Below are 23,939 nucleotides of genomic sequence, written 5' to 3' on the forward strand. Positions count from 1 at the left end.
CCGCATGGCAGCCTTCGATCCCTGGGACCCGGCGTTCCTCGCCGACCCGTACCCCGCCTACGCCGAGCTGCGTGCCAAGGGGCGTGTGCAGTACTTCGAGCCGACGAACCAGTGGCTCGTCCCGCACCACGCGGACGTCTCCGCACTGCTGCGGGACCGCAGGCTTGGGCGGACCTACCAGCACCGGTTCACGCACGAGGAGTTCGGGCGCACGGCCCCGCAGGCGGAGCACGAGCCGTTCCACACCCTCAACGACCACGGGATGCTGGATCTGGAGCCGCCGGACCACACGCGGATCCGGCGACTGGTGTCGAAGGCGTTCACCCCGCGTACGGTCGAGCGGCTGGTGCCGTACGTGACCGGGCTGGCCGGGGAGCTGGTGGACCGGCTCGTCGAGGCGGGGGGCGGGGATCTGCTCCGGGATGTCGCCGAGCCGCTCCCGGTCGCCGTGATCGCCGAGATGCTGGGGATCCCCGAGTCGGACCGGGCGCCGCTGCGGCCCTGGTCGGCGGACATCTGCGGGATGTACGAGCTGAACCCGTCCGAGGACACCGCGGCCCGTGCGGTGCGGGCCTCCGTGGAGTTCACGGAGTACCTGCGGGAGCTGATCGCCGAGCGGCGGGGCAAGCCGGGGGACGATCTGATCTCGGGGCTGATCGCCGCGTACGACGAGGGCGACCGGCTCACCGAGCAGGAGATGATCTCCACCTGTGTGCTGCTGCTCAACGCGGGCCACGAGGCCACCGTGAACGCCACGGTCAACGGCTGGTACGCCCTGTTCCGCAACCCCGAGCAGCTGGCCGCCCTGCGCGCGGACCACTCGCTCGTGCCGAGGGCCGTCGAGGAGCTGATGCGCTACGACACCCCGCTCCAGCTGTTCGAGCGGTGGGTCCTGGACGAGATCGAGATCGACGGGACGACCGTCCCGAGGGGCGCCGAGATCGCCCTGCTCTTCGGCTCCGCCAACCACGACCCGGCCGTCTTCGCCCACCCCGAACGCCTCGACCTCACCCGCGCCGACAACCCCCACATCTCCTTCAGCGCCGGCATCCACTACTGCATCGGCGCCCCCCTGGCCCGCATCGAACTGACCGCCTCCATGAGAGCCCTGCTGGAGAAGACCCCGACCCTGACCCTGTCGAAGCCACCGCAACGCAAGCCGAACTTCGTGATCCGGGGCCTGGAGGGACTGAGCGTCGAGGTGGGGTGATCAGTAGCCTCGTGTCGCGTGGCTGAACAAGCGCTGCATGAAGGCGCGGCCCGACCTGGACTTGTACCAGGGGCAGGGGCTGAGGTCGCCAGGAGAAGCCCGTCGCGTACGGGGCGGCGGGCATTCCCCTTTACCTGTTGACGACCCCCTCGGCATCGAACTCGACACCGAGAAGCTCAAGCAGTACGTCGACTAGCTCCGGAAGACCCGGACGATCAGGGTGAGGATCAGGACCGGCAGGAAGGCTCCCGCCAGGATCACCAGGGGGAGTTCCGTCAGCAGGACCGTGAGGTTCATGCCCTCGTTCTCGAAGGCTCTGCCCAGGTGGCGTTCGGTGCGGGGGGGTCGACAGCCACAGCAGGGGTGCCGCCGTCGCCCCCGCCGCCGACAGCGCACAGCCCCCGCAGGTCACTCCGTCGAGACGTCGTTTCATGGGTGGAGGGACGTGCGTTGCCGCGTCCGCGGTTCAGGTCGTCAGGTCCCGGCGTCGCAGGCCCGCGAGGCCGCCCGCCACCAGGGCCGCCGCCAGCGCGAGCAGGACCAGCACCGGTGTCCAGTCCATCGCGCCGCCCGGCAGCTTCGGCAGGTGTCCGAAGGGGGAGACGTCGAGGACAGCGCGCGGGGCGTCCAGCGCGGGGCCGACCCAGCCGATCAGGAGGACCGCTCCGGCGACCGCCCAGGCCAGGGGAGCGACCCGAGGGACCACCCCGTAGAGCAGGACCGTCACACCGCCGACCACCCACACCCCCGCCACCTGCACCAGGCACGCCCCCAGCACCGGGCCCACCTCCTTGCCGTAGCCGACGGCGAAGCCCAGGCCCGCGAGCAGCATGATCAGTGCCGAGCCGCCGAAGGCGATCACCAGATGGCCGGCGGCCCAGCGCAGTCGGCCCACCGCGTTCGCCAGCACCGGTTCCGCCCGCCCGGAGGTCTCCTCGCCGTGCAGCCGCAGGACCGCGGCGACGACGTACAGCGCGGCGACCAGTCCCAGCATCCCGGTCATCGAGGCGAGGAACGCGTCCGTGATCCCGGACTGGCCGCCCATCCGCTCGAAGATCTCGCGGGCCCGCTCGTTGTCGCCGACCAGGTCGGCCACGCCGTCCGTGAGACCGCCGTAGACCACCCCGGCGAGGAAGAAGCCGACCGACCAGCCGAGCACAGCGCCCCGCTGGAGCCGCCAGGCCAGCGCACCGGCCGTGCGCAGGCGCCCGGAGGCCGGCCCCGGTCGGGTGGGCAGGAAGCTCATGCCGACGTCCCTGCGGCCCGCCAGTCCGTAGGCCAGCGCGCCCTGGACCGCCACCGCGGCCACGAACAGGGCCAGGACCCACCAGCGTTCGTGCGCGAAGGGGCGCACCTGCGACAGCCAGCCGAGCGGGGACAGCCAGGTCAGCACGGACGAGCCGTCGGTCGTCGCCGCGTCCCCCGCCGCCCGCAGCACGAAGGCCGCGCCCAGGACCGCCGCCGTCAGCCCGCGCGCGAGCCGCGCGCTCTCCGTCAGCTGGGCCACGACCGCGGCCGCCGTCGCGAAGAGCATCCCCACCGCCGCGAGCCCCAGGCCCAGCGCCAGGGCCCCGGCGGCGCCCCGGCCCGCCAGGCCCGCCGTCACCAGCAGCGCCAGGACGGCGTTCGCGGTCGCCGCCGTCAGCAGGGCCGCCGTCAGGGACGCCCGCCTGCCCACCACGCCGGACGAGATCAGCTCCTGCCGCCCGCTCTCCTCCTCGTCCCGGGTGTGCCGTACGACGATCAGCAGGCTCATGACGGCGGCGAGCGCGCCCGCGTAGACGCCGACGCGCCAGGCGGTGAGGGCGCCGAGGGAGTCGCCGAAGGCGGGCCCGATCAGGGCGCGGAAGGAGGAGTTGGCGGCGACCTGGTCCAGCAGGTCGGCGCGCTCGGCCTCGGTGCCGTACAGACCCTCCAGGGTGGTCGGCATCGAGAGGACCATCAGGGCGTTCACCGCCACCCACACCGGGATCGTCAGCCGGTCCCGGCGCAGGTGGAAGCGGAGCAGGAGGCCCGTGCCCGCCAGACTCGTCATGACGTCTCCTGATAGTGCCGCAGGAACAGTTCCTCCAGCGTCGGCGGCGTCGACGTCAGCGACCGCACGCCCGAGTCGGCCAGCGACCGCAGCACGGCGTCCAGTCGCTCGGTGTCGACCTGGAGCCGGACCCGGTGGCCCCGGACGTCGAGGTCGTGCACACCGGGCAGCTGCGCCAACCCGTTCGGGGCGCCCACGAGTTCGGCCGTGACGCTGGTGCGGGTGAGGTGGCGCAGGTCGGCGAGCGACCCCGACTCGACCGTACGGCCGCCGCGGATGATGGAGACCCGGTCGCAGAGTTCCTCGACCTCGCTCAGGATGTGCGAGGACAACAGGACCGTACGGCCGCGCTCGCGCTCCTCCTCGACACAGCGCTGGAAGACCTCCTCCATCAGCGGGTCGAGGCCCGACGTCGGCTCGTCCAGGATCAGCAGGTCCACGTCCGAGGCGAACGCGGCGACCAGGGCGACCTTCTGGCGGTTGCCCTTGGAGTAGGTGCGGCCCTTCTTGGTGGGGTCCAGCTCGAAGCGGTCGATCAGCTCGGCGCGCCGCGCCTGTGAGAGGCCGCCGCGCAGCCGGCCGTAGAGGTCGATGACCTCGCCGCCGGAGAGGTTGCGCCACAGGGTCACGTCGCCGGGGACGTAGGCGATCCGGCGGTGCACCTCGACCGCGTCCTTCCACGGGTCCCGGCCGAGGACCTGCGCGGCGCCGGAGTCGGCCCGCAGCAGTCCGAGCAGGACGCGCAGGGTGGTGGACTTCCCGGCGCCGTTGGGCCCGAGGAAGCCGTGCACCTCGCCGGTCTCGACGTCCAGGTCGAGTCCGTCGAGGGCGTGGGTCCGCCCGAACGACTTGCGCAGTCCGGAGACGGTGATGGCCTTCGTCATGCTTCAGAACGTACGCTTCTTTCAGAAATTTGTGAAGTTAAGGAAGCGTATGAAGCCCGGTTAGGGTGGTGACCATGACGGATGCGGTGCAGCGGGACCCGGAGACGGTCTCCAAGTTCGTGGAGGGCTTCGCGGCCCAGCTCGTCGAGGCGGGGATGCAGCGCATGCCGGCCCGCGTCTTCGCCGCCCTCCTGTCCTGCGACAACGGCTCGATGACCTCGGTCGAACTGGGCGAGCAGCTGCGGATCAGCCCCGCCGCCGTCTCCGGCGCGGTGCGCTATCTCGCCCAGACGCACATGGTCTCGCGGGAGCGCGAGCCCGGTTCGCGCCGGGAGCGGTACCGGGTGCACGGCGACCAGTGGTACGAGGCCCTCACCAACCGCGAGGCCGTCATCAAGCGCTGGGAGGTCGCCCTGCGCGAGGGTGTCGCCAGCCTCGGCGCCGACACCCCCGCGGGACGCCGCATGGCCGAGACGCTCGCCTTCTTCGAGTTCGTCGAAGTCGAGGTCGCGGCCATGATGGAACGCTGGCGGGTGCACCGCGAGAAGCTGTTCGGAACCCCCTAGAGCCTGACCGGCGAGCAGCTGCTCACCGCTCCTTCGTCTCCTCCAACACCGTCCGCCCCAGCAGCAGATAGCGCTCCGGTGACCGCCGCTTCAAGTACTGCGCGTATCCGATGCCCAGCGCCGCGACCGCCGCCACCAGCCACGGCGTCGCCTTCAGGACCAGGGAACCCGACTCCGGGCCGGCCGCCGCGCCCATGTTGGAGATCAGCAGGGCGACCACCGCGAGCATCGCAAGGCCGCCGATCAGCGGGGCCGCGAGCGTCTTGAACCAGTGGCGGCTCTCGGGGTGGTGCGAGCGGAAGTACACCAGCACCGCGAACGAGCACACCGCCTGCACGACCAGGATCGCCATGGTGCCGAGGATGGCCAGCAGGACGTAGGTGCCCGTGTACGGGTCCTTCCCGGCGGCCCAGAAAGCCAGCAGGAGTACGGCCGTCACCCCCGTCTGCACCAGGCCCGCGACGTGCGGCGAGCCGTGCCGGGGGTGGGTGCGGCCGACCGTGTGCTTCAGCGAGGGCAGCACGCCCTCGCGGCCCAGCGCGTACATGTAGCGGGCGGCGCAGTTGTGGAAGGCCATGCCGCAGGCGAGCGAGCCGGTGATCATCAGCCACTGCATGACGTCGACCGCCCAGTGTCCGACGTAGCGCTCGGTGGGTCCGAAGAACAGCTCCAGGGGGTTGGCGGTGGCGACCTTGACGGCGTTGCCCTCGCCGGTGCCGGAGATCGCCATCCAGGAGACGAAGACGTAGAAGACGCCGACACCGAGGACGGAGATCATCGTCGCCTTGGGGATGATCTTCTTCGGGTTGCGGGACTCCTCGCCGTACATCGCCGTCGACTCGAAGCCGACCCACGACCAGAAGGCGAAGAAGAGTCCGAGGCCGGCGGAGGTGCCCTGGAAGGCGTGCACCGGGTTCACCGGGGCGAGGCTGAAGCCGTCCGGGCCGCCGCCGTGCAGGGCGACCGAGATCGCCATCGCGGCGAGGATCGTCACCTCGGTGCCGAGGAGCACGACCAGCAGTTTCTCGGCGACCGAGACGCCGAACCAGGTGCCGGTCGCGTTGACCGCGAGCATCAGTGCCGCGAACGCCCACCAGGGGATGTGCACCCCGGTCTGGTCCTTGAGCGTCCCGGTGGCGAAGGTCGAGAAGATGCCGATCAGCGCCGGCTCGAAGACGACGTACGCGAAGGTGGCCAGCAGGCCCGACGCGAGGCCCGCGGTGCGGCCGAGGCCGTAGGAGATGAAGCCGTAGAAGGCACCCGTGGAGGTGATGTGCTTCGCCATCGAGGTGAAGCCCACGGAAAAGATTGCCAGCACGACCATTGCGACGAGATAGCTCGCCGGGGCGCCGATGCCGTTGCCCGCCGACACCATGAAGGGCACGTTGCCCGTCATCGCGGTGATCGGCGCGGCGGTCGCCACGGCCATGAACACCACGCCCAGCAGGCCGATGGCGTTGGGCTTGAGCCGGTGAACCGTGCCGCCCTCGTCCGTCCTCGCCGCTGGGGCGACTCCCTCGTCCACTGCCATCGGGCTGGCCCCTCTCCTTGCGTGTGCACTGTCTGCTGGACCGGAACTCTGGAGACCGAATGAGTCGAGCAAGGGTCTCGGTGCGTTAAATGTTTGTCAACCAGACCTTTAGAAATCTGGCGGCAACATGCGGCTCGTAGCGTCGCCGCATGAGCTATTCGTCCGTCCTGGGCGGCGAGCGGTACCGCTTCGAGACCCTCGCCCGTCTCCTCGCCGCCGCGAGCCCCGAACGCTCCGGAGACCGGCTGGCCGGGCTCGCGGCCGCCTCCGAACGCGAGCGGGTGGCCGCGCGCCGGGCCCTCGCGGAGGTGCCGCTGGCCCGGTTCCTGACCGAGCCGGTGATCCCGTACGAGAGCGACGACGTGACCCGGCTGATCCTCGACACCCACGACACGGCCGCGTTCGCACCCGTGGCCGGGCTCAGCGTCGGCGAGTTCCGGGAGTGGCTGCTGTCCGAGCGGGCGGACGCGGCGGCGCTGGCCGCGCTGGCACCGGGCATCACGCCCGAGATGGCCGCCGCGGTCTCCAAGCTCATGGGCAACGCGGACCTGGTGGCCGTGGCCCGCAAGGTCCGCGTGGTCACCGCGTTCCGCTCGACGATCGGGCTGCCGGGACGGCTGGCGACCCGGCTCCAGCCCAATCACCCCACCGACGACCCGGCGGGCGTGGCCGCGGCCCTCCTCGACGGACTGCTCCTCGGCTCCGGCGACGCGGTCATCGGCATCAACCCGGCGACCGACAGCCCGAAGGCCGTACGCGACCTGCTGGAACTGCTGGACGGGGTGATCCGGCGGTACGCCATCCCCACCCAGTCCTGCGTGCTGAGCCATGTGACGACGAGCGTGGACCTCATGGCCCGGGGCGCCCCGGTGGACCTGGTCTTCCAGTCCATCGCCGGGACCCAGGCGGCCAACGCGTCCTTCGGCGTGACCCTGGGGCTGCTCGACGAGGCGTACGAGGCGGCGCTCGCGCTGGAGCGGGGGACCGTCGGGCAGAACGTCATGTACTTCGAGACCGGGCAGGGCAGCGCCCTGTCGGCCGACGCCCACCACGGGGTGGACCAGCAGACGGTGGAGGCCAGGGCGTACGCGGTGGCGCGCAGGTACCGGCCCCTGCTCGTGAACACCGTCGTCGGCTTCATCGGCCCGGAGTACCTCTACGACGGCCGGCAGATCCTGCGCGCCGCCCTGGAGGACCACTTCTGCGGGAAGCTGCTCGGGCTGCCGATGGGCCTGGACATTTGCTACACCAACCACGCGGACGCCGACGACGACGACATCGCCACCATGCTGACCGTGCTCGCGGTGGCCGGGGCGTCCTTCGTGATCTGCACGCCGGGCGGCGACGACATCATGCTCAACTACCAGTCCGCCTCGTACCACGACGCGTTGTACCTGCGCGAGGTCCTCGGGCTGCGCCCGGCACCGGAGTTCGAGGCCTGGCTCGACTCGATCGGCCTGCTGGACGAACGCGGCGGGATCCGCGAGGTCTCCGGGGACGGCCATCCGCTGACCGCGATCGGGAAGGAGCTGGCGGCATGAGCGATGTCGCGGTGCAGGAGGGCGAGTTCGTGGGGGAGGCCGCCGTGGGGGAGGTCGCCGTGCGGGCAGGTGAGTCTTTGGCTGAGGCCGCCGTGCGGACAGGTGACCAGGTGGATGAAGTCGGCCTGCAGACGGGCGAGTTCGGGGGCGAGACGGCCGTACCCGCGTCCGATCTGTGGTCCGCGCTGCGGCGGCGCACCCAGGCCCGGATCGGCCTCGGCCGGGCCGGCTCCGCGCTGCCCACCCGGCACCGCCTCGAACTCCAGGCGGCGCACGCGGCGGCCCGGGACGCGGTGCACTCGCCGTTCGCCCCGGACGTGATCGCGGCGGCGCTGCCCGGGACGCCGACGGTACGGGTCCGCAGTACGGCCTCCGACCGGCTCACCTACCTCCAGCGCCCTGACCTGGGCCGCCGTCTCGACCCCGTGGACCGGGCCCATCTGCCCACGGGGGAGTGGGACGTGGTCTTCGTGGTCGCGGACGGGCTCTCCAGCCGGGCCGTGCACGAACACGCGGCGGTGGTCGTCCGGGAGACGACGGCCCGCCTCGGGGGCTGGAACGTGGCTCCGGTCGTCCTCGCCGAACAGGCCCGCGTGGCCCTCGGCGACGACGTGGCCCACGCCATGGGAGCCGCGATGGCGGTGGTCCTCATCGGCGAACGCCCCGGCATGTCGGCGGCGGACTCCCTGGGCGCGTACCTGACCCACCGCCCGGTCCCCGGTACGACGACCGACGCCGACCGCAACTGCCTCTCCAACATCCGGCCGCCACGGGGCCTGTCGTACGAGAGGGCGGCGGCGAAGCTGGCGACGCTGATGGCCAGGGCGCGGGAACTGGGGCTCACGGGGGTGGGCTTGAAGGACGACTCCGGTCACGAGGAGGAGCTTGAGCGCCTGCTCTGAGGCAGGGGGGTCGAGGCTGGGCCGGTGCCCTGCGGCGCCGGTCGGGCGGAGCCCGTGCTCGCCCCCGCCACCGAGCAGGGACCCTCACCGCACCGGCAGCACCAGCCCCACCGCCCCCTCCCGTACCGTCCACGTCCGTCTCCGTACCGGCCCCGCCACGCCCGCGTCCGCCCGGTAGCGGAAGTCCGCGCCCGTGACGGTCACCGTCTTGCCGGAGGCCAGCAGCGGGGACGCCTCCGCGCCCACCGACGCCGGGCGCACCTCCACCGAGGCCAGTCCGCCGGTACCCGGAGTCACCGAGACCGCCTCCAGGGGGTGGTCCAGGTCGACCAGCGTCACCCCGTCGACCTCCACCCGCAGCCGCGCGGGACCGGGGGCCGGGACGAGGGTCTCGCGCGGCGGCCTGGCCGGCACCAGGGTCCGTACCAGCGACTGACAGGTCCGCAGCCAGGGACGGACCGAGGCGTCACCCGCCGGGGCGGCCGGCAGCGCCGGGATCCGCAGCGCGCCGAGGACCACCCCGTCACTGTCGTCCACCAGCATGTCCAGGCGCCGCTCGGCCCCGTCCAGGACCGCCCGCGCGGCCGCCACCGCCCCCGTGGGCACCCCCAGGGCGTGCGCGACGCCGAGGGCCGGACCCACCGGCACCACCGACAGCACACATTCGGCCAGCTCCCGCTGCCGGTGCAGCAGCACCACCGCCCGCATCAGCGTACGGTCGTCACCGACCACCACCGGCCGCCGGGAGCCCCGCCGGGTCAGCGCCCTGGCGAACTCCTCGGGTCCCTCCGGCAGACACACCTTCGTCGCCGCACCCGCGCTGAGCACGTCTTTCACGATCCGTACGGACTCGCCGTCCGTCTGCCTGGCGACCGGATCGATCACCACGAGCAGCTGATCGGAAGTCGCGGAAGTCGCCACCTCGGCCATGCCTCGCTTCCTCGGGTAGCATCTTTGTGCAAGAGCCCCTTGCGCTATTGCGCCAGGGGCTTCGTCTATTCCGGGGCATCCGGGTCCGACGGGCAGCGGCCGACGACGGCCGTTGGTGCACGCGACGGAGAACCGTACGCGTCCACCCCTGACCTTGGACATGCCCCGCCCGGAAGGGGTGTACGCGCGTGCCCGCACTTGTGCTGCTCGGTGCTCAGTGGGGTGACGAAGGCAAGGGAAAGGCGACGGACCTGCTAGGCGGATCCGTCGACTACGTGGTGCGCTACCAAGGCGGCAACAACGCCGGCCACACGGTAGTCGTGGGCGATCAGAAGTACGCCCTCCACCTCCTCCCTTCCGGAATCCTGTCGCCGGGGTGCACCCCGGTCATCGGCAACGGTGTCGTCGTCGATCCGTCGGTCCTGTTCTCCGAGCTGAACGGGCTGAACGACCGCGGCGTCGACACCTCCAAGCTCCTGATCAGCGGTAACGCCCACGTCATCACGCCGTACAACGTCACGGTGGACAAGGTGACGGAACGCTTCCTCGGAAAGCGCAAGATCGGCACCACCGGACGCGGCATCGGCCCGACCTACGCCGACAAGATCAACCGCGTGGGCATCCGCATCCAGGACCTGTACGACGAGTCGATCCTGACCCAGAAGGTCGAGGCGGCCCTCGACGGCAAGAACCAGCTCCTCACCAAGGTCTTCAACCGCCGGGCCATCGAGGTGGAGCAGGTCGTCGAGGAACTGCTCGGCTACGCGGACAAGCTGAAGCCGTACGTCGCCGACACGGTCCTGGTGCTCAACCAGGCGCTGGAGCAGGACAAGGTCGTCCTGTTCGAGGGCGGCCAGGGCACGCTCCTGGACATCGACCACGGCACGTACCCCTTCGTCACCTCGTCCAACCCGACCGCGGGCGGGGCGTGCACGGGCGCCGGCGTGGGCCCGACGAAGATCAGCCGGGTCATCGGCATCCTGAAGGCCTACACGACCCGTGTCGGCTCCGGCCCCTTCCCCACCGAGCTCTTCGACGAGGACGGCGAGGCGCTGCGCCGGATCGGTGGCGAGCGGGGTGTCACCACCGGTCGTGACCGTCGCTGCGGCTGGTTCGACGCGGTGATCGCCCGCTACGCGACCCGCGTCAACGGCCTCACCGACTTCTTCCTCACCAAGCTCGACGTCCTCACCGGCTGGGAGCAGATCCCGGTCTGCGTGGCCTACGAGATCGACGGCAAGCGCGTCGAGGAACTGCCGTACTCCCAGACCGACTTCCACCACGCGAAGCCGATCTACGAGAACCTGCCGGGCTGGAGCGAGGACATCACGAAGGCCAAGACCTTCGCCGACCTGCCGAAGAACGCCCAGGACTACGTGAAGGCGCTGGAGGAGATGTCCGGCGCCCCGATCTCCGCGATCGGCGTCGGCCCGGGCCGCGACGAGACGATCGAGATCAACTCGTTCCTGTAGGCCGCGAGAAGAACACCCCGTGGGCCGGTCATGGACTTCCTTGACCGGCCCATGGCCTTTTCCTGGTTCCGGCGGGAAGCGCGGGAACGCAACTATCTACGCGGGTAGTTCCGTCCCTCCTCCCTCACCAGCTCCAGGAGCTCCGCATGCCCGTCAGTCCCATGAACCGCCGCGCGTTCGTGAAGAAGTCGGCCGTCACCGGGGCGGCCGTCGCTGCCGCGGGCACCGTGGCCGCGGCCCCCGCCGAGGCGGCCGAGCGGGGGCCGGCAAAGCCCCCGAAGAAGAACCGCACCTGGACGTTCTCCATCCTCGGCACCACCGACCTGCACAGCCACGTCTTCGACTGGGACTACTACAAGGACGCGGCCTACTCCGACAGCAAGGGCAACTCCGTCGGCGTCGCCCGGGTCGCCACCCTCATCAAGCAGCAGCGCGCCGCCAAGGGCGAGGAGCACGTGCTGCTCGTCGACGCCGGCGACATCATCCAGGGCACCTCCCTCGCCTACTACTTCGCCCGCGTGCAGCCCATCACCGACAAGGGCGCCCCCAAGCACCCGATGGCCGTCGCCATGAACCACATGCGCTACGACGCCGCCGCCCTCGGCAACCACGAGTTCAACTACGGCATCGAGGTGCTCAGGAAGTTCGAGAGCCAGTGCCGCTTCCCGCTCCTGGGCGCCAACGCGCTGGACGCGAAGACGCTGAAGCCCGCCTTCCAGCCGTACACCGTCAAGCGGATCTGCGTGCCGGGCGCCCCGGACATCAAGGTCGGCATCCTCGGCCTCACCAACCCGGGCATCGCCCTGTGGGACAAGGACAACGTCAGCGGGAAGATGGTCTTCCCCGGCCTCGTCGAGCAGGCGAAGAAGTACGTGCCCCGGCTGCGCGCGCTCGGCTGTGACGTCGTCTTCCTCACCGACCACTCGGGCCTGGACGGCAGTTCGTCGTACGGCGACGAGCTCCCGTACGTCGAGAACGCCTCCAACCTCGTCGCCGAGCAGGTCCCCGGCATCGACGCGATCCTGGTCGGCCACACCCACGTCGAGGTGCCGTCGTACACGGTGAAGAACGCGGAGACCGGCGAGGACGTGCTGCTGTCCGAGCCGTACTGCTGGGGCTACCGGCTCAGCGTCTTCGACTTCGAGCTGGAACTCGTGCGCGGCCAGTGGAAGGTCACCAGGAAGACCGCCCAGACCCTCAACCCCAACACGGTCGACGAGGACCCGGAGATCAAGAAGCTCCTGGAGGCCGACCACGAGCTGGTCGTGAAGTACGTCAACACCCCGGTCGGCACCTGCACCGAGGACCTCTCGGCCGCCGAGTCCTGCTGGAAGGACGTCCCGATCATGGACTTCATCCACCAGGTCCAGATGGACACGGTCAAGGCGGGGCTCTCGACCGCGGACGCCGCGCTCCCGCTGATCTCCGTCGCCGCGCCCTTCTCCCGCACGGCCGACATCCCGGCCGGCAGCGTCACCATCAAGGACATCGCCGGTCTCTACATCTACGACAACACCCTCTACGGCAAGAAGCTCACCGGCGCCCAGCTCAAGGACTACCTGGAGTACGCGGCGAAGTACTACTACAGGGTCCCGGCCGGGACGAAGGTCGACACCGCGACCCTCACCAACGCCAACAGCTTCTGGGACTACATGTACGACACCGCGGCCGGCGTCTCGTACGACATCGACATCGCGCAGGCCGAGGGCTCCCGCATCAAGAACCTGTCCTGGAACGGCACTCCGGTCGCCGACGACCAGGTCTTCGTCGTCGCCGTCAACAACTACCGGGCCAACGGCGGCTCCGGCTACCCGCACATCGCCGCCGCCGACATCGCCTACAGCTCCACCAACGAGATCCGCCAGCTGATGATCGACTACGTGACGGCCAAGGGCGCCCTCGACCCGAAGGACTTCGCTGTCACCAACTGGCGACTGACGCAGGACGGAACGCCGGTCTTCTCCTGAGGTCGTTGAAGTTTCGCCAACTTGACCTGAGATAAGCGCGACCTGTCAGCCGGCCCTGTCTATTTCGCGCATACAAGGCGTACGACTCCCAAAAGGGACCCGGGTCGGGCAAGCGCTCGTTGAGCTGTCGGTAAATCCACTGATAGTTCTCTCATCCAGCGCGCGCTTGCCCATCCCCCCTTCCCCAGGAGTTCCACGTGAGCAGGGACAGAACCGTTCAGGTGCGCAAGCGGCGGGTCCGGCGTCGCATGGCCGGTGTGGCCGCCGGCATCGTCCTCGTCGGCGGTGGATTCGTGGCGGCCAACGCCGCGAGCGCCAGCGGCACCAAGGCCGCGACCCACTTCGCGGTCGACAAGAAGGCGACCGGCGTCGGCGCCGTGGTCAGCGCCGCCCACACCTTCCTCAACACGCTCGACGCCGACCAGCAGTCGGCGACCCTCCTCGACTTCACGCAGGCGAACGCCACCGCGTGGTCGAACCTGCCGTGCGGCTCCTCGTGCCGCGTCGGCATCCAGACCAGCACGCTGACCGACGCCCAGTTGTCCGCGCTCAAGGCCGTCCTGAAGTCGGCCCTGGGCACGGGCAAGAACTCCGGCTACGACCAGGCCGTGCAGGTCCTGGCGGCCGACGACGTGCTCAACACGGCGAGCAGCAGCACCGGCTCCGCCTCCGGCGCGCCTACGGACGTCCCCTCGGCCGACCCGTCCGCGACAGCCGCTCCCACGTCCACCGACGCCCCGACCGGCACACCGCCCTCCGGCGGACCCGGCGGTGGCGGCGGGGGTGGCGGCGGCTACGGCAGCGGCAACTACTACCTGGCGTTCCTGGGCACCCCTTCCAAGACGGGCACCTGGCAGCTCCACTTCGGCGGCCACCACCTCGCCGTGAACATCACCTACAAGAACGGCAAGGTCGCGGGCGCCAGCCCCTACTTCGTCGGCGTCGAACCGTCCAGCTGGACCGACGCGTCCGGCACCACCTACGCGCCCCTGAACGACATGCGTGACGGCATGCTCGCACTGACCAGCAGCCTGAGCACCGCGCAGCTGGCCAAGGCCAAGCTGACCGAGACCTTCACCGACGTGCTGCTCGGCCCGGACCAGGACGGCAACTTCCCGGAGACCAAGGAGGGCATCAAGGCGAGCGAGCTGTCCGCCAAGCAGAAGAAGCTGGTGCTCGCGGCCATCCACCCCTGGATCGCCAACGTGGACGACGCCACCGCGAAGCAGCTCATGAAGACCTACGCGAAGGAGCTGAACGAGACCTATGTCGCCTACTCCGGCAGCACGTCTCTGACCTCCCAGGGCGACTACGTCCGCATCGACGGCCCCGGCGTGTGGGTCGAGTTCGTGTGCCAGGACGGCGTGGTCTACCGAGACAAGATCCACTACCACACGGTGTACCGCGACCACACCCGCGACTACGGGAGCGAGTTCTCCTTCTCATGATCACATCGCGAAACTGGCTGACCACAGCGCTGCGCCTGGTCGCCGGGATCGCGATCGCGGTACCGGCGGCGCTCCTCCTCGGGGCGTCGCCGGCCGCCGCGCATCCGATGCCGCACTCGGTGGTCCAGCTCGACGTGTACGAGCACTCCGTCTCCGTCCGCCTGGAACTGCCCGTCGACGACTTCACCCGGGCCAGCGGGATCGAGGTGTCCGCGAAGACGCTGACCGCCCGTACCGCTGCCATCCGCGCCTACCTGGTCGCACACGTGCACCCCACCGCCACCGACGGACGGACCTGGCAGGTCGCCGTCGGCCGCCTCGGCCTGAGCCGTGCCGTCCAGACCGACACCGGCCAGTACCGCGAGCTGGTCGCCCATGCCGTGCTCACCCCGCCGTCCGGCGCCGACCTACGGCACTTCACCTTCGGCTACGACGCGATCGTCCACCAAGTCGTCACGCACACAATACTTGTGACGATCCGTCAGGACTGGGCGGCCGGCAAGGTCGGCGGAAAGGGCACCACGCAGGTCGGCACGATCCGCATCGACACCCGGACCATGAAGATCCCGGCGCTCACGGTCGACCTGGGCGCGGGCAGCGCCTGGAGGGGTTTCGTCGCGATGCTCGAACTCGGCGGCGACCACATCCTCACCGGCACCGACCACCTGCTGTTCCTGCTCATCCTGCTGCTTCCCGCACCGCTCGCGGCCGGCCACGGCCGCTGGAACGGACTGGTCGGCCCCCGGAAGGCCATGGCCCGCATCGGCCGGATCACCCTCGCCTTCACCGCCGGCCACTCCGCCGCACTGGCCGCCACCGCGCTCGGTCGTCTCGACATCCCCGCCTGGCCGGTGGAGGCGTTCATCGCGGCCAGCATCCTCGTCGGCGCGGTCCACGCCGTCCGGCCCCTGTTCCCGGGCCGGGAGGCCCTCGTGGCCGGGGTCTTCGGGCTCGGCCACGGCATGGCGTTCTCCTTCGTGCTGGCGGAGATGCACCTGTCGACTGGCCAGTTGGTGACCAGCCTGCTCGGCTTCAACCTGGGCATCGAGCTGGTCCAGCTGCTGCTGGTGTGCCTCGCTCTGCCCTCGCTGCTGGTGCTGGCCCGCCTCAGGATCCAGCCCGCGCTGCGGCTGACCGGCGCGGCGCTCACCGGTGTCGCGGCCCTCGGCTGGCTGGCGGACCGCCTCGGTCTGGCCAACCCGGTCGCCCGGGCCGCCGACAGCGCCGGTTCCCACACCACCCTGCTCCTGGCCCTCCTCGCGGCGAGCGCGGTGGCGGCCGTCGCATGGACCCTGCTCACCCGCCGCCGGCCCCCGGCCGACCCGGTGCCGGCGCTCTGAGAACGGTGGGGGGGTGCAGGTCGGCGGCCCGAGGAGAACCGAAGGGCCCGGTCGGCGGCCCGAGGAAAACCGGGGGCCAGGTCGGCGACCTGGAAGAGCACGGGTGGGGGCCCGGTCGGCGGCCCGGAGCCCCCCGTCCTCGCCGCCGGTTCAGCAGCCGGCCGCCCAGGTGTGGGAGTCGCCGCGGTCGTTGGCCACCCCGTTGTAGCCGACCTCCTGGCCGGGGGCGAGACAGATCGTCATCGGGCCGAGCTGGTTCGCGGAGGCGTACACCTTCACGTGGTCCTTGATGCCGGGGCCCGTGATGCCGTGGTTGGCCCAGGAGGAGTCCTGGTCGGCCATGTTGCTCTCCCACCAGCCGTCGTCGCCGGTCCACTCGATCTTCTGGCCCTGGAAGTTGGCGTCCGTCCAGGCGCAGAAGTTCCCGCTGCCGCAGGCCGCCGCCTGGGCCGAGGCCGAGGTGGCGAGGACGGCTCCGGTGGCGAGCAGTCCGGCGGACAGGACGGCGATGAAGCGCTTCACTGGTTTCCCTTCGGGTGGGTGGTGCTCGGTCGGGTGATGTCGCCGCCCTCCAGCAGGGCGGTCGCCTGGGTGAGGGCACGGGCGCGCAGCCGCCGCCACTCGGTGAGCTCCGCGCGGTGCGCCGCCCGGACCTCGGAGAGCGGGCGGCCGGTCCTGGCGGCCTCGGGTTGCAGGTTGTTGACGACGACGGACGTGTGGAACCAGCGGTCCTGGTCGCCGTAGAGCCGCCGTTGCGCGGCCGCGAGGCAGCCGTCGGTGTGGGCGCGGACGGTGTAGCCGGTGGGCAGCCGCAGCGACAGTTCGGCCGGTCCGGCGCCGAACAGGGCGTCGGCGACGCGCTGCCGGTCCGACTCGGGGCTCAGCCCCTGGCGGGTCAGGCAGTCGTCGGTGAGCTTGCGGGTGGCCGCCTTGATGACGTCGTCCGCGCCGGGCGCCGGGTGGGAGGCGCAGGCCGACGCGGTGAGCAGGGTGAGGACGGCCAGGGCCGCCGCCGTACGGGAACGCATGGGCGGTCAGCCCGCTTCGCAGCCCATGGTGGTGTCGCTGACCCCGTCGAACTTCGTGGCCCAGCTCCAGTTGTCGGAGTAGTCGTCCGGGCGGATCGCCCGGTACAGACAGGCGCCGCCGCCCTGGAAGCTGATCGCGTACACGGTGCCCGGCGCGTGCGAGTCGAAGGAGTACGCGTGCCGCTTCACCCGGGGCGCCGCCTCCTTGTACCCCGGGGGCGCGTAGTCCCAGGCACCGCCCGGCCCCATCTGTCCCGGCTCGGCCCAGAAGTAGACGTGCCCCGGCGGCACGGCTGCGGCGGCGTGCGCGGGCGGGGCGGTGAGGGGAGCGAGGGCGGCGAGCAGCACGGAAGTGATCAAGACGGGGCGCATGCGCGCTGCATGCCCAGCCGTTTATGGGCGTATGCGGTGATTCACCCGTTCAGCGGATCACCTGGGCGTTCGGCGGATCACCGGGGCGGTCAGCGGATCACCGGGGGCCGGACACCGACTCTGCCGGAGTTCCCGAAATCCCTTTAGCCGCAAGGCAGTCGACCGCCCTGGCGCTGTCCACGATCCGCGTGCCCGCCGCCTCGGAACGCCTCCCTGGAACGCCTCCCTGCGTCCCCGTCCCGTGCCCGGCGCATGATCGCGTCGACGACGTCGGGACACCGGGGGAGGCCGTGCGGCTGCTGCCGCTGGAGCAGTCAGGGAGAAATGACGCATACAGGCCTATTCTGGAATCGTGCATCTGTGCGTGTCGATCCGGAGAAGGTGAGTGCGATGCGCGTACTGCTCAAGGTCTGCATGGACACGGAGAAGGCGAACGACGCCATCAGCCACGGCACCCTGCCGAAGCTGATCGAGCAGTCGATGGAACAGATCAAGCCCGAAGCGGCCTACTTCACCGCCGAGGACGGACAGCGCACCGCCTACATGGTCTTCGACATGCAGGACAGCTCGCTGATGCCGGTGATCAGTGAGCCGTTCTTCATGAACCTGGGCGCCAAGATCACGTACACCCCGGTGATGAACTACGACGACGTCCAGAAGGGCCTCTCCCAGCTGGGCCGTTGACCTTGGATCAGGTCAGCTGAAGATGATCATCGAGCCCTGGGCGAGGCTCCGGGTCGCCGCCGCGTGCAGCCCGAGCCAGACATGGCGTTCCCGGGCGAACGGGCTGGGGTCGTACGGCGCGGGGACGGCCGGCTCCTCCAGTTCCGTGGGCGCGCGGGGCGGCTCGGGGGGCGCCGGCGGGTTGGCCGGGTCGATCCCGATCACCGGGGCCACGAACTCCAGCTCCCGCAGCAGCGCCTGCGCGGAACCCAACGGGCCGCCGCCCGCGAGGAGTTCGTCGTTGGCGAGCGGGTGCGGGAAGTCGACCGGGACGTACGCGCCCGCGTGGTCGTAGTGCCAGACCAGATGGGACTGCTGGGCCGTCGTCTCGAACATCTCCAGCAACTGCTCGTAGTCACCGCCCAGTTCGTCGACCGGGGTGACCGGGAGACCGCACACCTGGAGCAGATAGGCGCGGCGCAGGAAGTGCAGGGCGTCGTAGTCGAACCCGGCGACCGGGGCGACCTCGCCGGACAGCCCCGGCATGTACTGGTACACCGGTACCGGTGGCAGGCCGGCCTCGGCGAGCACCTTGTTGTATTGCGCGAGTTCATCGGCGAACGGGTTGTCCGGGGTGTGGCACAACACGTCGACGAGCGGCACCAGCCACAGGTCACAGGCCAAAAGACAGCTCCTCGGATACTCGCTGTGCGCGGATATCGTCACACGGTGGTCAGGGAAGGGTAGTCGCTGGCGGCCCGGCGCGGGGCCCCCTGTGCGGGTCGGGTGGTCGTGGTGGTCCCTTACCCGTGCCGGGGGCGGTCAGTCGGCGGTGAGGTCCTGGATGAGGGCCAGATAGTGGCCGTTGTAGCCGTCGAGGAGTGCACGGGCCGTCTTGGTGTCGTGCTCGTACAGGGCGTCGGTGATCTCCGTGTGGCCGGCCCACAGGCGGCCGCGCAGATCGGTGACGCGGCGCAGGTGCTGGACCGTGCACACCCAGGTCTGCACGCGCAGCCGGTGCAGGAAGTCGGCCAGGTACGGGTTGCCGAACAGGACGCTCAGCTCGCGCCAGAAGCGCAGGTCGTAGCCGATCAGTATGGACAGGTCGCCCGCCACCGCGGCCCGCCGTGCCTCCTCGCCGCGCCGCCGCACGCCCGCGACGGCCGCCGCGGTACGGGGCTCGTCGAGCTGCTGGTAGATGCGGTGCCCGGCGTCGAGGGTCTGGAACATACCGTCCGTGACCAGGCTGCGGGCCTCGATCATGCCGCGGAAGTCGTCCAGGGAGTACTCGTGGACCCGGAAGCCGCGGTGCTGGTCGGCCTCCAGGAGTCCCTGCGCGGACAGGTCGACGAGCGCCTCGCGCACCGGGGTCGCGGAGACGCCGTACTGCTCGGCGATCTCCTTCACGGTGAACTCCTGCCCCGGCTGGAGCCGCCCGGCCAGTACCTCGTCGCGCAGCGCGTCCGCGATCTGCTGCCGCAGCGTGCTGCGGGTGACGGCACCGTTGCCGCTGCTGCCGGGCATCGTCGGGGCGCCTCCCTCGCGCATGTGCAAATGGCGTGCTCGTACATATGTCTACGAGCACGCCACCTTACGCGTTCGAAGGCCCGGGGGGTTTACTCCGTGTGTTCGTCCGCCACGGAGAGCGCCACGTCCAGCGCGGCGAGCCCTTCCTTCAGTTCCGCCTCACTGACGTTGCACGGCGGCACGACATGCGTCCGGTTCATGTTGACGAACGGCCAGATGCCCTGCTTCTTCGCGGCGGCGGCGAACGCGGCCATCGGGGCGTTCGCCGCACCGGCCGCGTTGTACGGCACGAGCGGCTCGCGGGTCTCCTTGTTCCTCACGAGCTCCAGCGCCCAGAACATGCCGGTGCCCCGCACCTCGCCGACGCTGGGGTGGCGGGCGGCGAGCTCCCGGAGCGCGGGTTCCAGGACGGCCGTACCGAGATGCCTGGCGTTGTCGACGACGCCCTCCTCCGCCATGACGTTGATCGTCGCGACGGCGGCGGCGCAGGCCAGCGGGTGTCCGGAATAGGTGAGGCCGCCGGGGTAGGGCCGCTTGCCGAAGGTCTCGGCGATGGCTCCGGAGATGGCGACCCCGCCGAGCGGCACGTACCCGCTGTTGACGCCCTTGGCGAAGGTCATGAGGTCGGGGGTGACGTCGAACAGGTCGGCGGCGAACCACTCGCCGGTCCGGCCGAACCCGGCCATGACCTCGTCGAGGACGAAGACGATCCCGTACTTGTCGCAGATCTCGCGGACGCCGGCGAGGTAACCGGGCGGGGGAACCATGATCCCCGCCGTCCCCGGGATGGTCTCCAGGATGATCGCGGCGACGGTGGCGGGCCCCTCGAAGGCGATGGTCGTCTCCAGGTGCTCCAGCGCCCGCGCGGTCTCCTGCTCCTCGGTCTCGGCGTAGAAGCGGGACCGGTACAGGAAGGGCGCCCAGAAGTGCACGACCCCCGCGGAGGCGCTGTCGGAGGCCCAACGCCGGGGATCGCCGGTGATGTTGACGGCCTGCTGGGTGCCGCCGTGGTACGAGCGGTAGGCGGAGAGCACCTTGGGCCGCCCGGTGTGCAGCCGGGCCATCCGCACGGCGTGCTCGACGGCGTCGGCCCCGCCGTTGGTGAAGAAGATCTTGTCCAGGTCCCCGGGCGTCCGCTCGGCGATCAGCCGGGCCGCCTCGGAGCGGGCCTCGATGGCGAAGGCGGGCGCGAAGGTGGTCAGCTTCGCCGCCTGCTCCTGTATCGCGGCGACGACCTTCGGGTGCTGGTAGCCGATGTTGGTGTAGACGAGCCCGCTGGTGAAGTCGAGATAGCGGTTGCCGTCGTAGTCCCAGAAGTACGACCCCTCCGCACCGGCGACGGCGAGCGGGTCGATGAGCTCCTGCGCGGACCAGGAGTGGAACACGTGTGCACGGTCCGCGGCCTTCACGGCGGCGCCGACCTCGGGGTGTGGCTGAGGGGTCATGCGGGTGAGCGTAAATGTCCGCGATGCGGAAGCGGTATCGGCGTCCTGTCTGCGGACGGCGGCTTTCCGCGACAGGTTGTCCAGGGTGCCCGCGGGTGATCCGGGTCGCGCCCGCGGATGATCCGGGTCGCCCTACCGATTGACAGTCTGCTGTCGAAATGACAGCATGCTGGCATGACTGGGAAACCCGTACATCTCGCCGTCTACGACACCTTCGCCGACTGGGAGACGGGGTACGCCACGGCCTACCTCGCCCGCGCCGGGTACGAGATCCGGACGGTCGGCCCGTCCGGTGAGCCGGTTACCTCCCTCGGCGGCCTGCGCGTCCAGCCGGCCCACGCCCTGGACGCCGTACGGCCGTCCGGCAGCTCCCTGCTGATCCTCCCGGGCGCGGACCTCTGGGACACCTCCGACGACCTCGCCCCCTTCGCCCGCAAGGCGCGGGAGTTCCTCGACGCCGGGGTTCCGGTCGCCGCGATCTGCGGGGCGACGGCGGGACTCGCGCGCGAGGGGCTGCTCGACGACCGCCGCCACACCGGCGCCGTCTCCTTCTATCTGGCGGCCACGGGATACGGCGGCGGCGAGCGGTACGTCGACGCGGACGGCGTGACCGACGGCGGTCTGATCACCGCCGGGCCCACCGAGCCCGTCGCGTTCGCCCGGGAGATCCTCCGGCTGCTCGGGGTCTACGAGGGTGAGGTGCTGGACGCCTGGTACCGGCTCTTCCACGACTCCGACCCGCAGGCGTACGCGGTGCTTGAGAAGGCGGCCGGGCGGTGAGCCGGGAGCGCCAGGACCTGCTCAGCCGGGCGGCGCTCGGGGTCTTCCGGCTCAACGGCCAGTTCCTCTCCGTGGCCGACGAGCTGGCGGCTCCGGCCGGGCTCACCGCCGCCTGGTGGCAGGTGCTCGGCGCGGTGCTCGGGCAGCCGCTGCCGGTCGCCGGGATCGCCCGGGAGATGGGCATCACCCGGCAGAGCGTGCAGCGGATCGCCGATCTGCTGGTGGAGCGGGGGCTGGCCGAGTACCGCCCCAACCCGGCCCACCGCCGCGCCAAGCTCCTCGCGCCGACCGAAGCGGGGCGGGCTGCCGTACAGCGGATCAACCCGGGCCACGAGGCACTGGCCGACCGCCTCGCGCAGGCCTTCGGAGAGGCCGAACTCGGGGAGGCGGTCAGCGTGTTGGAGCGGCTGAGCAAGGTCCTGGACCAGCTCTCGACGGACGACGGGCGGCCGTAGACACTGGACTGAGTCGTGCGGGTGTACGGCGGGGCGGGTGGTGTACGGCGGCGGTGCGGGTGTGCGGTCTCGGGGGAGGGCCTGCGATGGAGGGTCTCGGGGGAAGGCCCGCGAGGTCGGGTCCTGGGGGAAGACCTGCGGGGGAGGCCCCGCAGGAACACATCGGGGGAAGGCCCGCGGGGGAAGACCCGCAGGAACACACCGGGGGAAGGCCCGCGGGGAAAGACCCGCAGGAACACACCGCGGCCGAACCGGAACCCGACCACGGCCCCTCCCGCGAGCACTTCCCGCCCGGCACCTACCTCCCGCCCTGCACCCCGGACCAGGAGGACGCCCCCGCCCGCCGCAGCCGCCCCGTCACGGCGGCCCTGATAGCCGTCGCCGTGGTGGTCGCCCTGGGGGCGGGCAGCGCGGTCCACACGGCCCTGAACACCGACAGCCCGGCCACGGCACCTTCGTCCTCCGTGTCGGTCTCACCCTGAGACCGCCGTCAGCGTGGCTCCGGTGGCCGCTGCCGGGGCATGTTCGGTCTGGTCGGAGGGGTCGGAGGGAGGGGGAAGCGGCCCTGGGCGGTGCCGGGGTCCTGGCGGCCGGCGGAGGTGACCGCGCCCTGGATGCCCATCGGGGCCGAGCCGTTGCGGAACTCCACGATCCAGTCGGCGGTCTCCACGCGGATCAGCTCCGTGACGTCCTCGGAGAAGCGGCGCAGGACGCCCAGGCAGCGTTCGGTGGCCTCGGCGGCCGTGCCCTCCGTGGGGCCGAGGACCTCGCGGACGTTCTCCGAGGCCCAGTCGAACTGGAGCACCTGGAGCCGCCGCTGCACGGCCTGCGCGGTGGCCACGTCCCTTATCCAGCCGGACGTCACCCCGAAGTACCGGTCCACGGCGACACAGGCCACCGCCAGCAGCAGCCCCAGATAACCCCAGGCCGCGACCCCGGTCCCGGCCACCCCCGTCAGACCCAGCAGCGGCAGCACCGCCCCGGTCACCGCCCCCGCCGCGGCCCCGCCCCGCAGGGCCCGCGCACTGCGCCGTTTCCACACCCGGTCCGCGAGATACCAGGACGCCGTCTCCAGCGCCCCGTGCTCCACCCACCGGTACAGCTCGTCCAGCCGCACGGCGGGCTCGCCCCAGTCGCCGAGCGGAAACGTCCGCCCGGCCAGATCCGCCCTCCCGTCCTGAGGCCGGCCCTCGGGCTGCATCTCCGGCTGAGCCACCCGGCGCTCCCTACTGATCGGTCACCCTGCGTGACGCCTGATGCTGATGTGCCGGTCCTTCCTACCGCCCAATGGGTGGCGAAGGGGGTGCTTTGGTCGCTTTTCCGCTCGGAAGAGGGCCTTGATCAGGTATAGGACTCCACGTCGACTCACTCGAAAGAGTGCTGGGGCGACGCCCGTCCCGACCACGTAGGCTCGTGCCAGGGAGGAAAACCTCGCCCACACAGCCGTACCGACACAGGAGCTGATCGTGATCCCCGGTGGTGGCCAGCCCAACATGCAGCAGCTGCTCCAGCAGGCCCAGAAGATGCAGCAGGACCTGGCGAACGCGCAGGAGGAGCTCGCGAGGACCGAGGTGGACGGACAGGCGGGCGGCGGACTGGTCAGGGCCACCGTCACCGGCGCCGGTGAGCTGCGCGCGCTGAAGATCGACCCCAAGGCGGTGGACCCGGACGACACCGAGACCCTCGCCGACCTGATCGTGGCGGCCGTCCAGGCGGCCAACGAGAACGCGCAGACGCTCCAGCAGCAGAAGCTCGGCCCGCTGGCCCAGGGCCTCGGCGGTGGCGGCAGCGGCATCCCCGGGCTGCCCTTCTAGGGAGCCGGCCGCCCGCGGCGCCGGTCTTT

Annotated in this window: 24 protein-coding genes; 13 read left to right on the forward strand and 11 right to left on the reverse strand. The window is 70.9% G+C overall.

The window, feature by feature from the left end; all coding sequences use genetic code 11:
- Window positions 1-4 precede the first annotated feature (4 nt).
- Window positions 5-1,210 (forward strand): cytochrome P450, encoded by a 1,206-nt coding sequence (locus AQJ54_RS30885; RefSeq protein WP_062242701.1) that lies wholly within the window; start codon window positions 5-7, stop codon window positions 1,208-1,210.
- 466 nt (window positions 1,211-1,676) lie between these two features.
- Here the strand turns inward: AQJ54_RS30885 and AQJ54_RS30895 are convergent, their stop codons facing one another.
- Both AQJ54_RS30895 and AQJ54_RS30900 read right to left on the reverse strand, forming a co-directional pair.
- Window positions 1,677-3,245: an ABC transporter permease gene (locus tag AQJ54_RS30895; RefSeq protein WP_062242705.1), complete on the reverse strand. Its 1,569-nt coding sequence runs from the start codon at window positions 3,243-3,245 to the stop codon at window positions 1,677-1,679.
- Complete coding sequence (locus AQJ54_RS30900) at window positions 3,242-4,129, reverse strand: ABC transporter ATP-binding protein (protein ID WP_062242709.1); 888 nt, start codon at window positions 4,127-4,129, stop codon at window positions 3,242-3,244. Before AQJ54_RS30900 ends, AQJ54_RS30895 begins: the two co-directional genes overlap by 4 nt.
- Before the next feature lie 74 nt (window positions 4,130-4,203).
- Here AQJ54_RS30900 and AQJ54_RS30905 point away from each other — a divergent pair, with 74 nt between their 5' ends.
- A complete protein-coding gene (locus AQJ54_RS30905) occupies window positions 4,204-4,695 on the forward strand; it encodes a GbsR/MarR family transcriptional regulator (RefSeq protein WP_062243049.1) in 492 nt (163 codons plus the stop codon).
- A gap of 22 nt (window positions 4,696-4,717) precedes the next feature.
- Here the strand turns inward: AQJ54_RS30905 and AQJ54_RS30910 are convergent, their stop codons facing one another.
- Complete coding sequence (locus AQJ54_RS30910; RefSeq protein ID WP_062242711.1) at window positions 4,718-6,226, reverse strand: APC family permease; 1,509 nt, start codon at window positions 6,224-6,226, stop codon at window positions 4,718-4,720.
- Between the two features lie 149 nt (window positions 6,227-6,375).
- Here AQJ54_RS30910 and AQJ54_RS30915 point away from each other — a divergent pair, with 149 nt between their 5' ends.
- Together AQJ54_RS30915 and eutC are read left to right on the forward strand one after the other, a co-directional pair.
- A complete protein-coding gene (locus AQJ54_RS30915) occupies window positions 6,376-7,767 on the forward strand; it encodes an ethanolamine ammonia-lyase subunit EutB (RefSeq protein WP_062242714.1) in 1,392 nt (463 codons plus the stop codon).
- Window positions 7,764-8,669, forward strand: coding sequence for an ethanolamine ammonia-lyase subunit EutC (eutC, locus tag AQJ54_RS30920; RefSeq protein ID WP_248845466.1), 906 nt, complete (start codon window positions 7,764-7,766; stop codon window positions 8,667-8,669). The genes AQJ54_RS30915 and eutC overlap by 4 nt, the downstream gene beginning before the upstream one ends.
- Window positions 8,670-8,753: 84 nt before the next feature.
- On the opposite strand, the gene AQJ54_RS30925 is transcribed toward eutC, so the two are convergent.
- Window positions 8,754-9,599 carry a diacylglycerol kinase family protein gene (locus tag AQJ54_RS30925; RefSeq protein ID WP_062242717.1) on the reverse strand — a complete coding sequence of 282 codons (846 nt, stop codon included), beginning with the start codon at window positions 9,597-9,599 and terminating at the stop codon, window positions 8,754-8,756.
- 188 nt (window positions 9,600-9,787) lie between these two features.
- Between AQJ54_RS30925 and AQJ54_RS30930 the strand changes: the two genes are divergently transcribed.
- The 4 genes from AQJ54_RS30930 (at window position 9,788) to AQJ54_RS30945 (ending at window position 15,826) form a co-directional block, all read left to right on the forward strand.
- Window positions 9,788-11,071 (forward strand): adenylosuccinate synthase, encoded by a 1,284-nt coding sequence (locus AQJ54_RS30930; protein WP_062242720.1) that lies wholly within the window; start codon window positions 9,788-9,790, stop codon window positions 11,069-11,071.
- Between the two features lie 146 nt (window positions 11,072-11,217).
- A complete protein-coding gene (locus AQJ54_RS30935) occupies window positions 11,218-13,038 on the forward strand; it encodes a bifunctional metallophosphatase/5'-nucleotidase (RefSeq protein ID WP_062242723.1) in 1,821 nt (606 codons plus the stop codon).
- Window positions 13,039-13,235: 197 nt separating this feature from the next.
- Window positions 13,236-14,486 carry a DUF3500 domain-containing protein gene (locus AQJ54_RS30940; protein WP_248845467.1) on the forward strand — a complete coding sequence of 417 codons (1,251 nt, stop codon included), beginning with the start codon at window positions 13,236-13,238 and terminating at the stop codon, window positions 14,484-14,486.
- Entirely contained in the window at window positions 14,483-15,826 is a 1,344-nt protein-coding gene (locus AQJ54_RS30945) for a HupE/UreJ family protein (protein ID WP_062242726.1), read from the forward strand. Before AQJ54_RS30940 ends, AQJ54_RS30945 begins: the two co-directional genes overlap by 4 nt.
- A gap of 150 nt (window positions 15,827-15,976) precedes the next feature.
- On the opposite strand, the gene AQJ54_RS30950 is transcribed toward AQJ54_RS30945, so the two are convergent.
- Genes AQJ54_RS30950 through AQJ54_RS30960 form a run of 3 tightly spaced genes read right to left on the reverse strand, consistent with a single transcriptional unit; the run spans window position 15,977 to window position 17,226 of the window.
- Window positions 15,977-16,348 carry a peptidase inhibitor family I36 protein gene (locus AQJ54_RS30950; protein ID WP_062242728.1) on the reverse strand — a complete coding sequence of 124 codons (372 nt, stop codon included), beginning with the start codon at window positions 16,346-16,348 and terminating at the stop codon, window positions 15,977-15,979.
- Window positions 16,345-16,854, reverse strand: a complete 510-nt coding sequence (locus tag AQJ54_RS30955) for a hypothetical protein (RefSeq protein WP_062242731.1) — start codon at window positions 16,852-16,854, stop codon at window positions 16,345-16,347. Before AQJ54_RS30955 ends, AQJ54_RS30950 begins: the two co-directional genes overlap by 4 nt.
- Before the next feature lie 6 nt (window positions 16,855-16,860).
- The gene (locus tag AQJ54_RS30960) at window positions 16,861-17,226 is read right to left on the reverse strand and encodes a hypothetical protein (protein ID WP_062025974.1); all 366 of its coding nucleotides are present in this window, start codon (window positions 17,224-17,226) and stop codon (window positions 16,861-16,863) included.
- Between the two features lie 390 nt (window positions 17,227-17,616).
- Between AQJ54_RS30960 and AQJ54_RS30965 the strand changes: the two genes are divergently transcribed.
- Window positions 17,617-17,910 (forward strand): hypothetical protein, encoded by a 294-nt coding sequence (locus tag AQJ54_RS30965; RefSeq protein WP_062026103.1) that lies wholly within the window; start codon window positions 17,617-17,619, stop codon window positions 17,908-17,910.
- A 12-nt stretch (window positions 17,911-17,922) separates the two neighbouring features.
- Here AQJ54_RS30965 and AQJ54_RS30970 read toward each other — a convergent pair whose 3' ends face one another.
- From AQJ54_RS30970 to AQJ54_RS30980, 3 genes are all read right to left on the reverse strand, one after another.
- Window positions 17,923-18,573, reverse strand: coding sequence for a hypothetical protein (locus AQJ54_RS30970; protein WP_030319710.1), 651 nt, complete (start codon window positions 18,571-18,573; stop codon window positions 17,923-17,925).
- Between the two features lie 138 nt (window positions 18,574-18,711).
- A complete protein-coding gene (locus AQJ54_RS30975) occupies window positions 18,712-19,413 on the reverse strand; it encodes a GntR family transcriptional regulator (protein WP_062025975.1) in 702 nt (233 codons plus the stop codon).
- 92 nt (window positions 19,414-19,505) lie between these two features.
- Window positions 19,506-20,861 (reverse strand): aspartate aminotransferase family protein, encoded by a 1,356-nt coding sequence (locus AQJ54_RS30980; protein WP_062242733.1) that lies wholly within the window; start codon window positions 20,859-20,861, stop codon window positions 19,506-19,508.
- Window positions 20,862-21,035: 174 nt separating this feature from the next.
- Between AQJ54_RS30980 and AQJ54_RS30985 the strand changes: the two genes are divergently transcribed.
- The 3 genes from AQJ54_RS30985 (at window position 21,036) to AQJ54_RS46445 (ending at window position 22,578) form a co-directional block, all read left to right on the forward strand.
- A complete protein-coding gene (locus AQJ54_RS30985; RefSeq protein ID WP_062242736.1) occupies window positions 21,036-21,641 on the forward strand; it encodes a type 1 glutamine amidotransferase family protein in 606 nt (201 codons plus the stop codon).
- On the forward strand, window positions 21,638-22,096 hold the full coding sequence (locus AQJ54_RS30990) for a MarR family winged helix-turn-helix transcriptional regulator (RefSeq protein WP_062242739.1): 459 nt from the start codon (window positions 21,638-21,640) through the stop codon (window positions 22,094-22,096). Before AQJ54_RS30985 ends, AQJ54_RS30990 begins: the two co-directional genes overlap by 4 nt.
- Window positions 22,097-22,182: 86 nt before the next feature.
- On the forward strand, window positions 22,183-22,578 hold the full coding sequence (locus AQJ54_RS46445; RefSeq protein WP_079070078.1) for a hypothetical protein: 396 nt from the start codon (window positions 22,183-22,185) through the stop codon (window positions 22,576-22,578).
- A gap of 8 nt (window positions 22,579-22,586) precedes the next feature.
- Here the strand turns inward: AQJ54_RS46445 and AQJ54_RS30995 are convergent, their stop codons facing one another.
- Window positions 22,587-23,312 carry an SLATT domain-containing protein gene (locus AQJ54_RS30995; protein ID WP_062242742.1) on the reverse strand — a complete coding sequence of 242 codons (726 nt, stop codon included), beginning with the start codon at window positions 23,310-23,312 and terminating at the stop codon, window positions 22,587-22,589.
- 250 nt (window positions 23,313-23,562) lie between these two features.
- On the opposite strand from AQJ54_RS30995, the gene AQJ54_RS31000 reads away from it, so the two are divergent.
- Window positions 23,563-23,910, forward strand: coding sequence for a YbaB/EbfC family nucleoid-associated protein (locus AQJ54_RS31000; RefSeq protein ID WP_078852019.1), 348 nt, complete (start codon window positions 23,563-23,565; stop codon window positions 23,908-23,910).
- The last annotated feature ends 29 nt before the right edge of the window (window positions 23,911-23,939 follow it).

Source organism: Streptomyces griseorubiginosus, from assembly GCF_001514195.1.
Classification (GTDB): domain Bacteria; phylum Actinomycetota; class Actinomycetes; order Streptomycetales; family Streptomycetaceae; genus Streptomyces; species Streptomyces griseorubiginosus.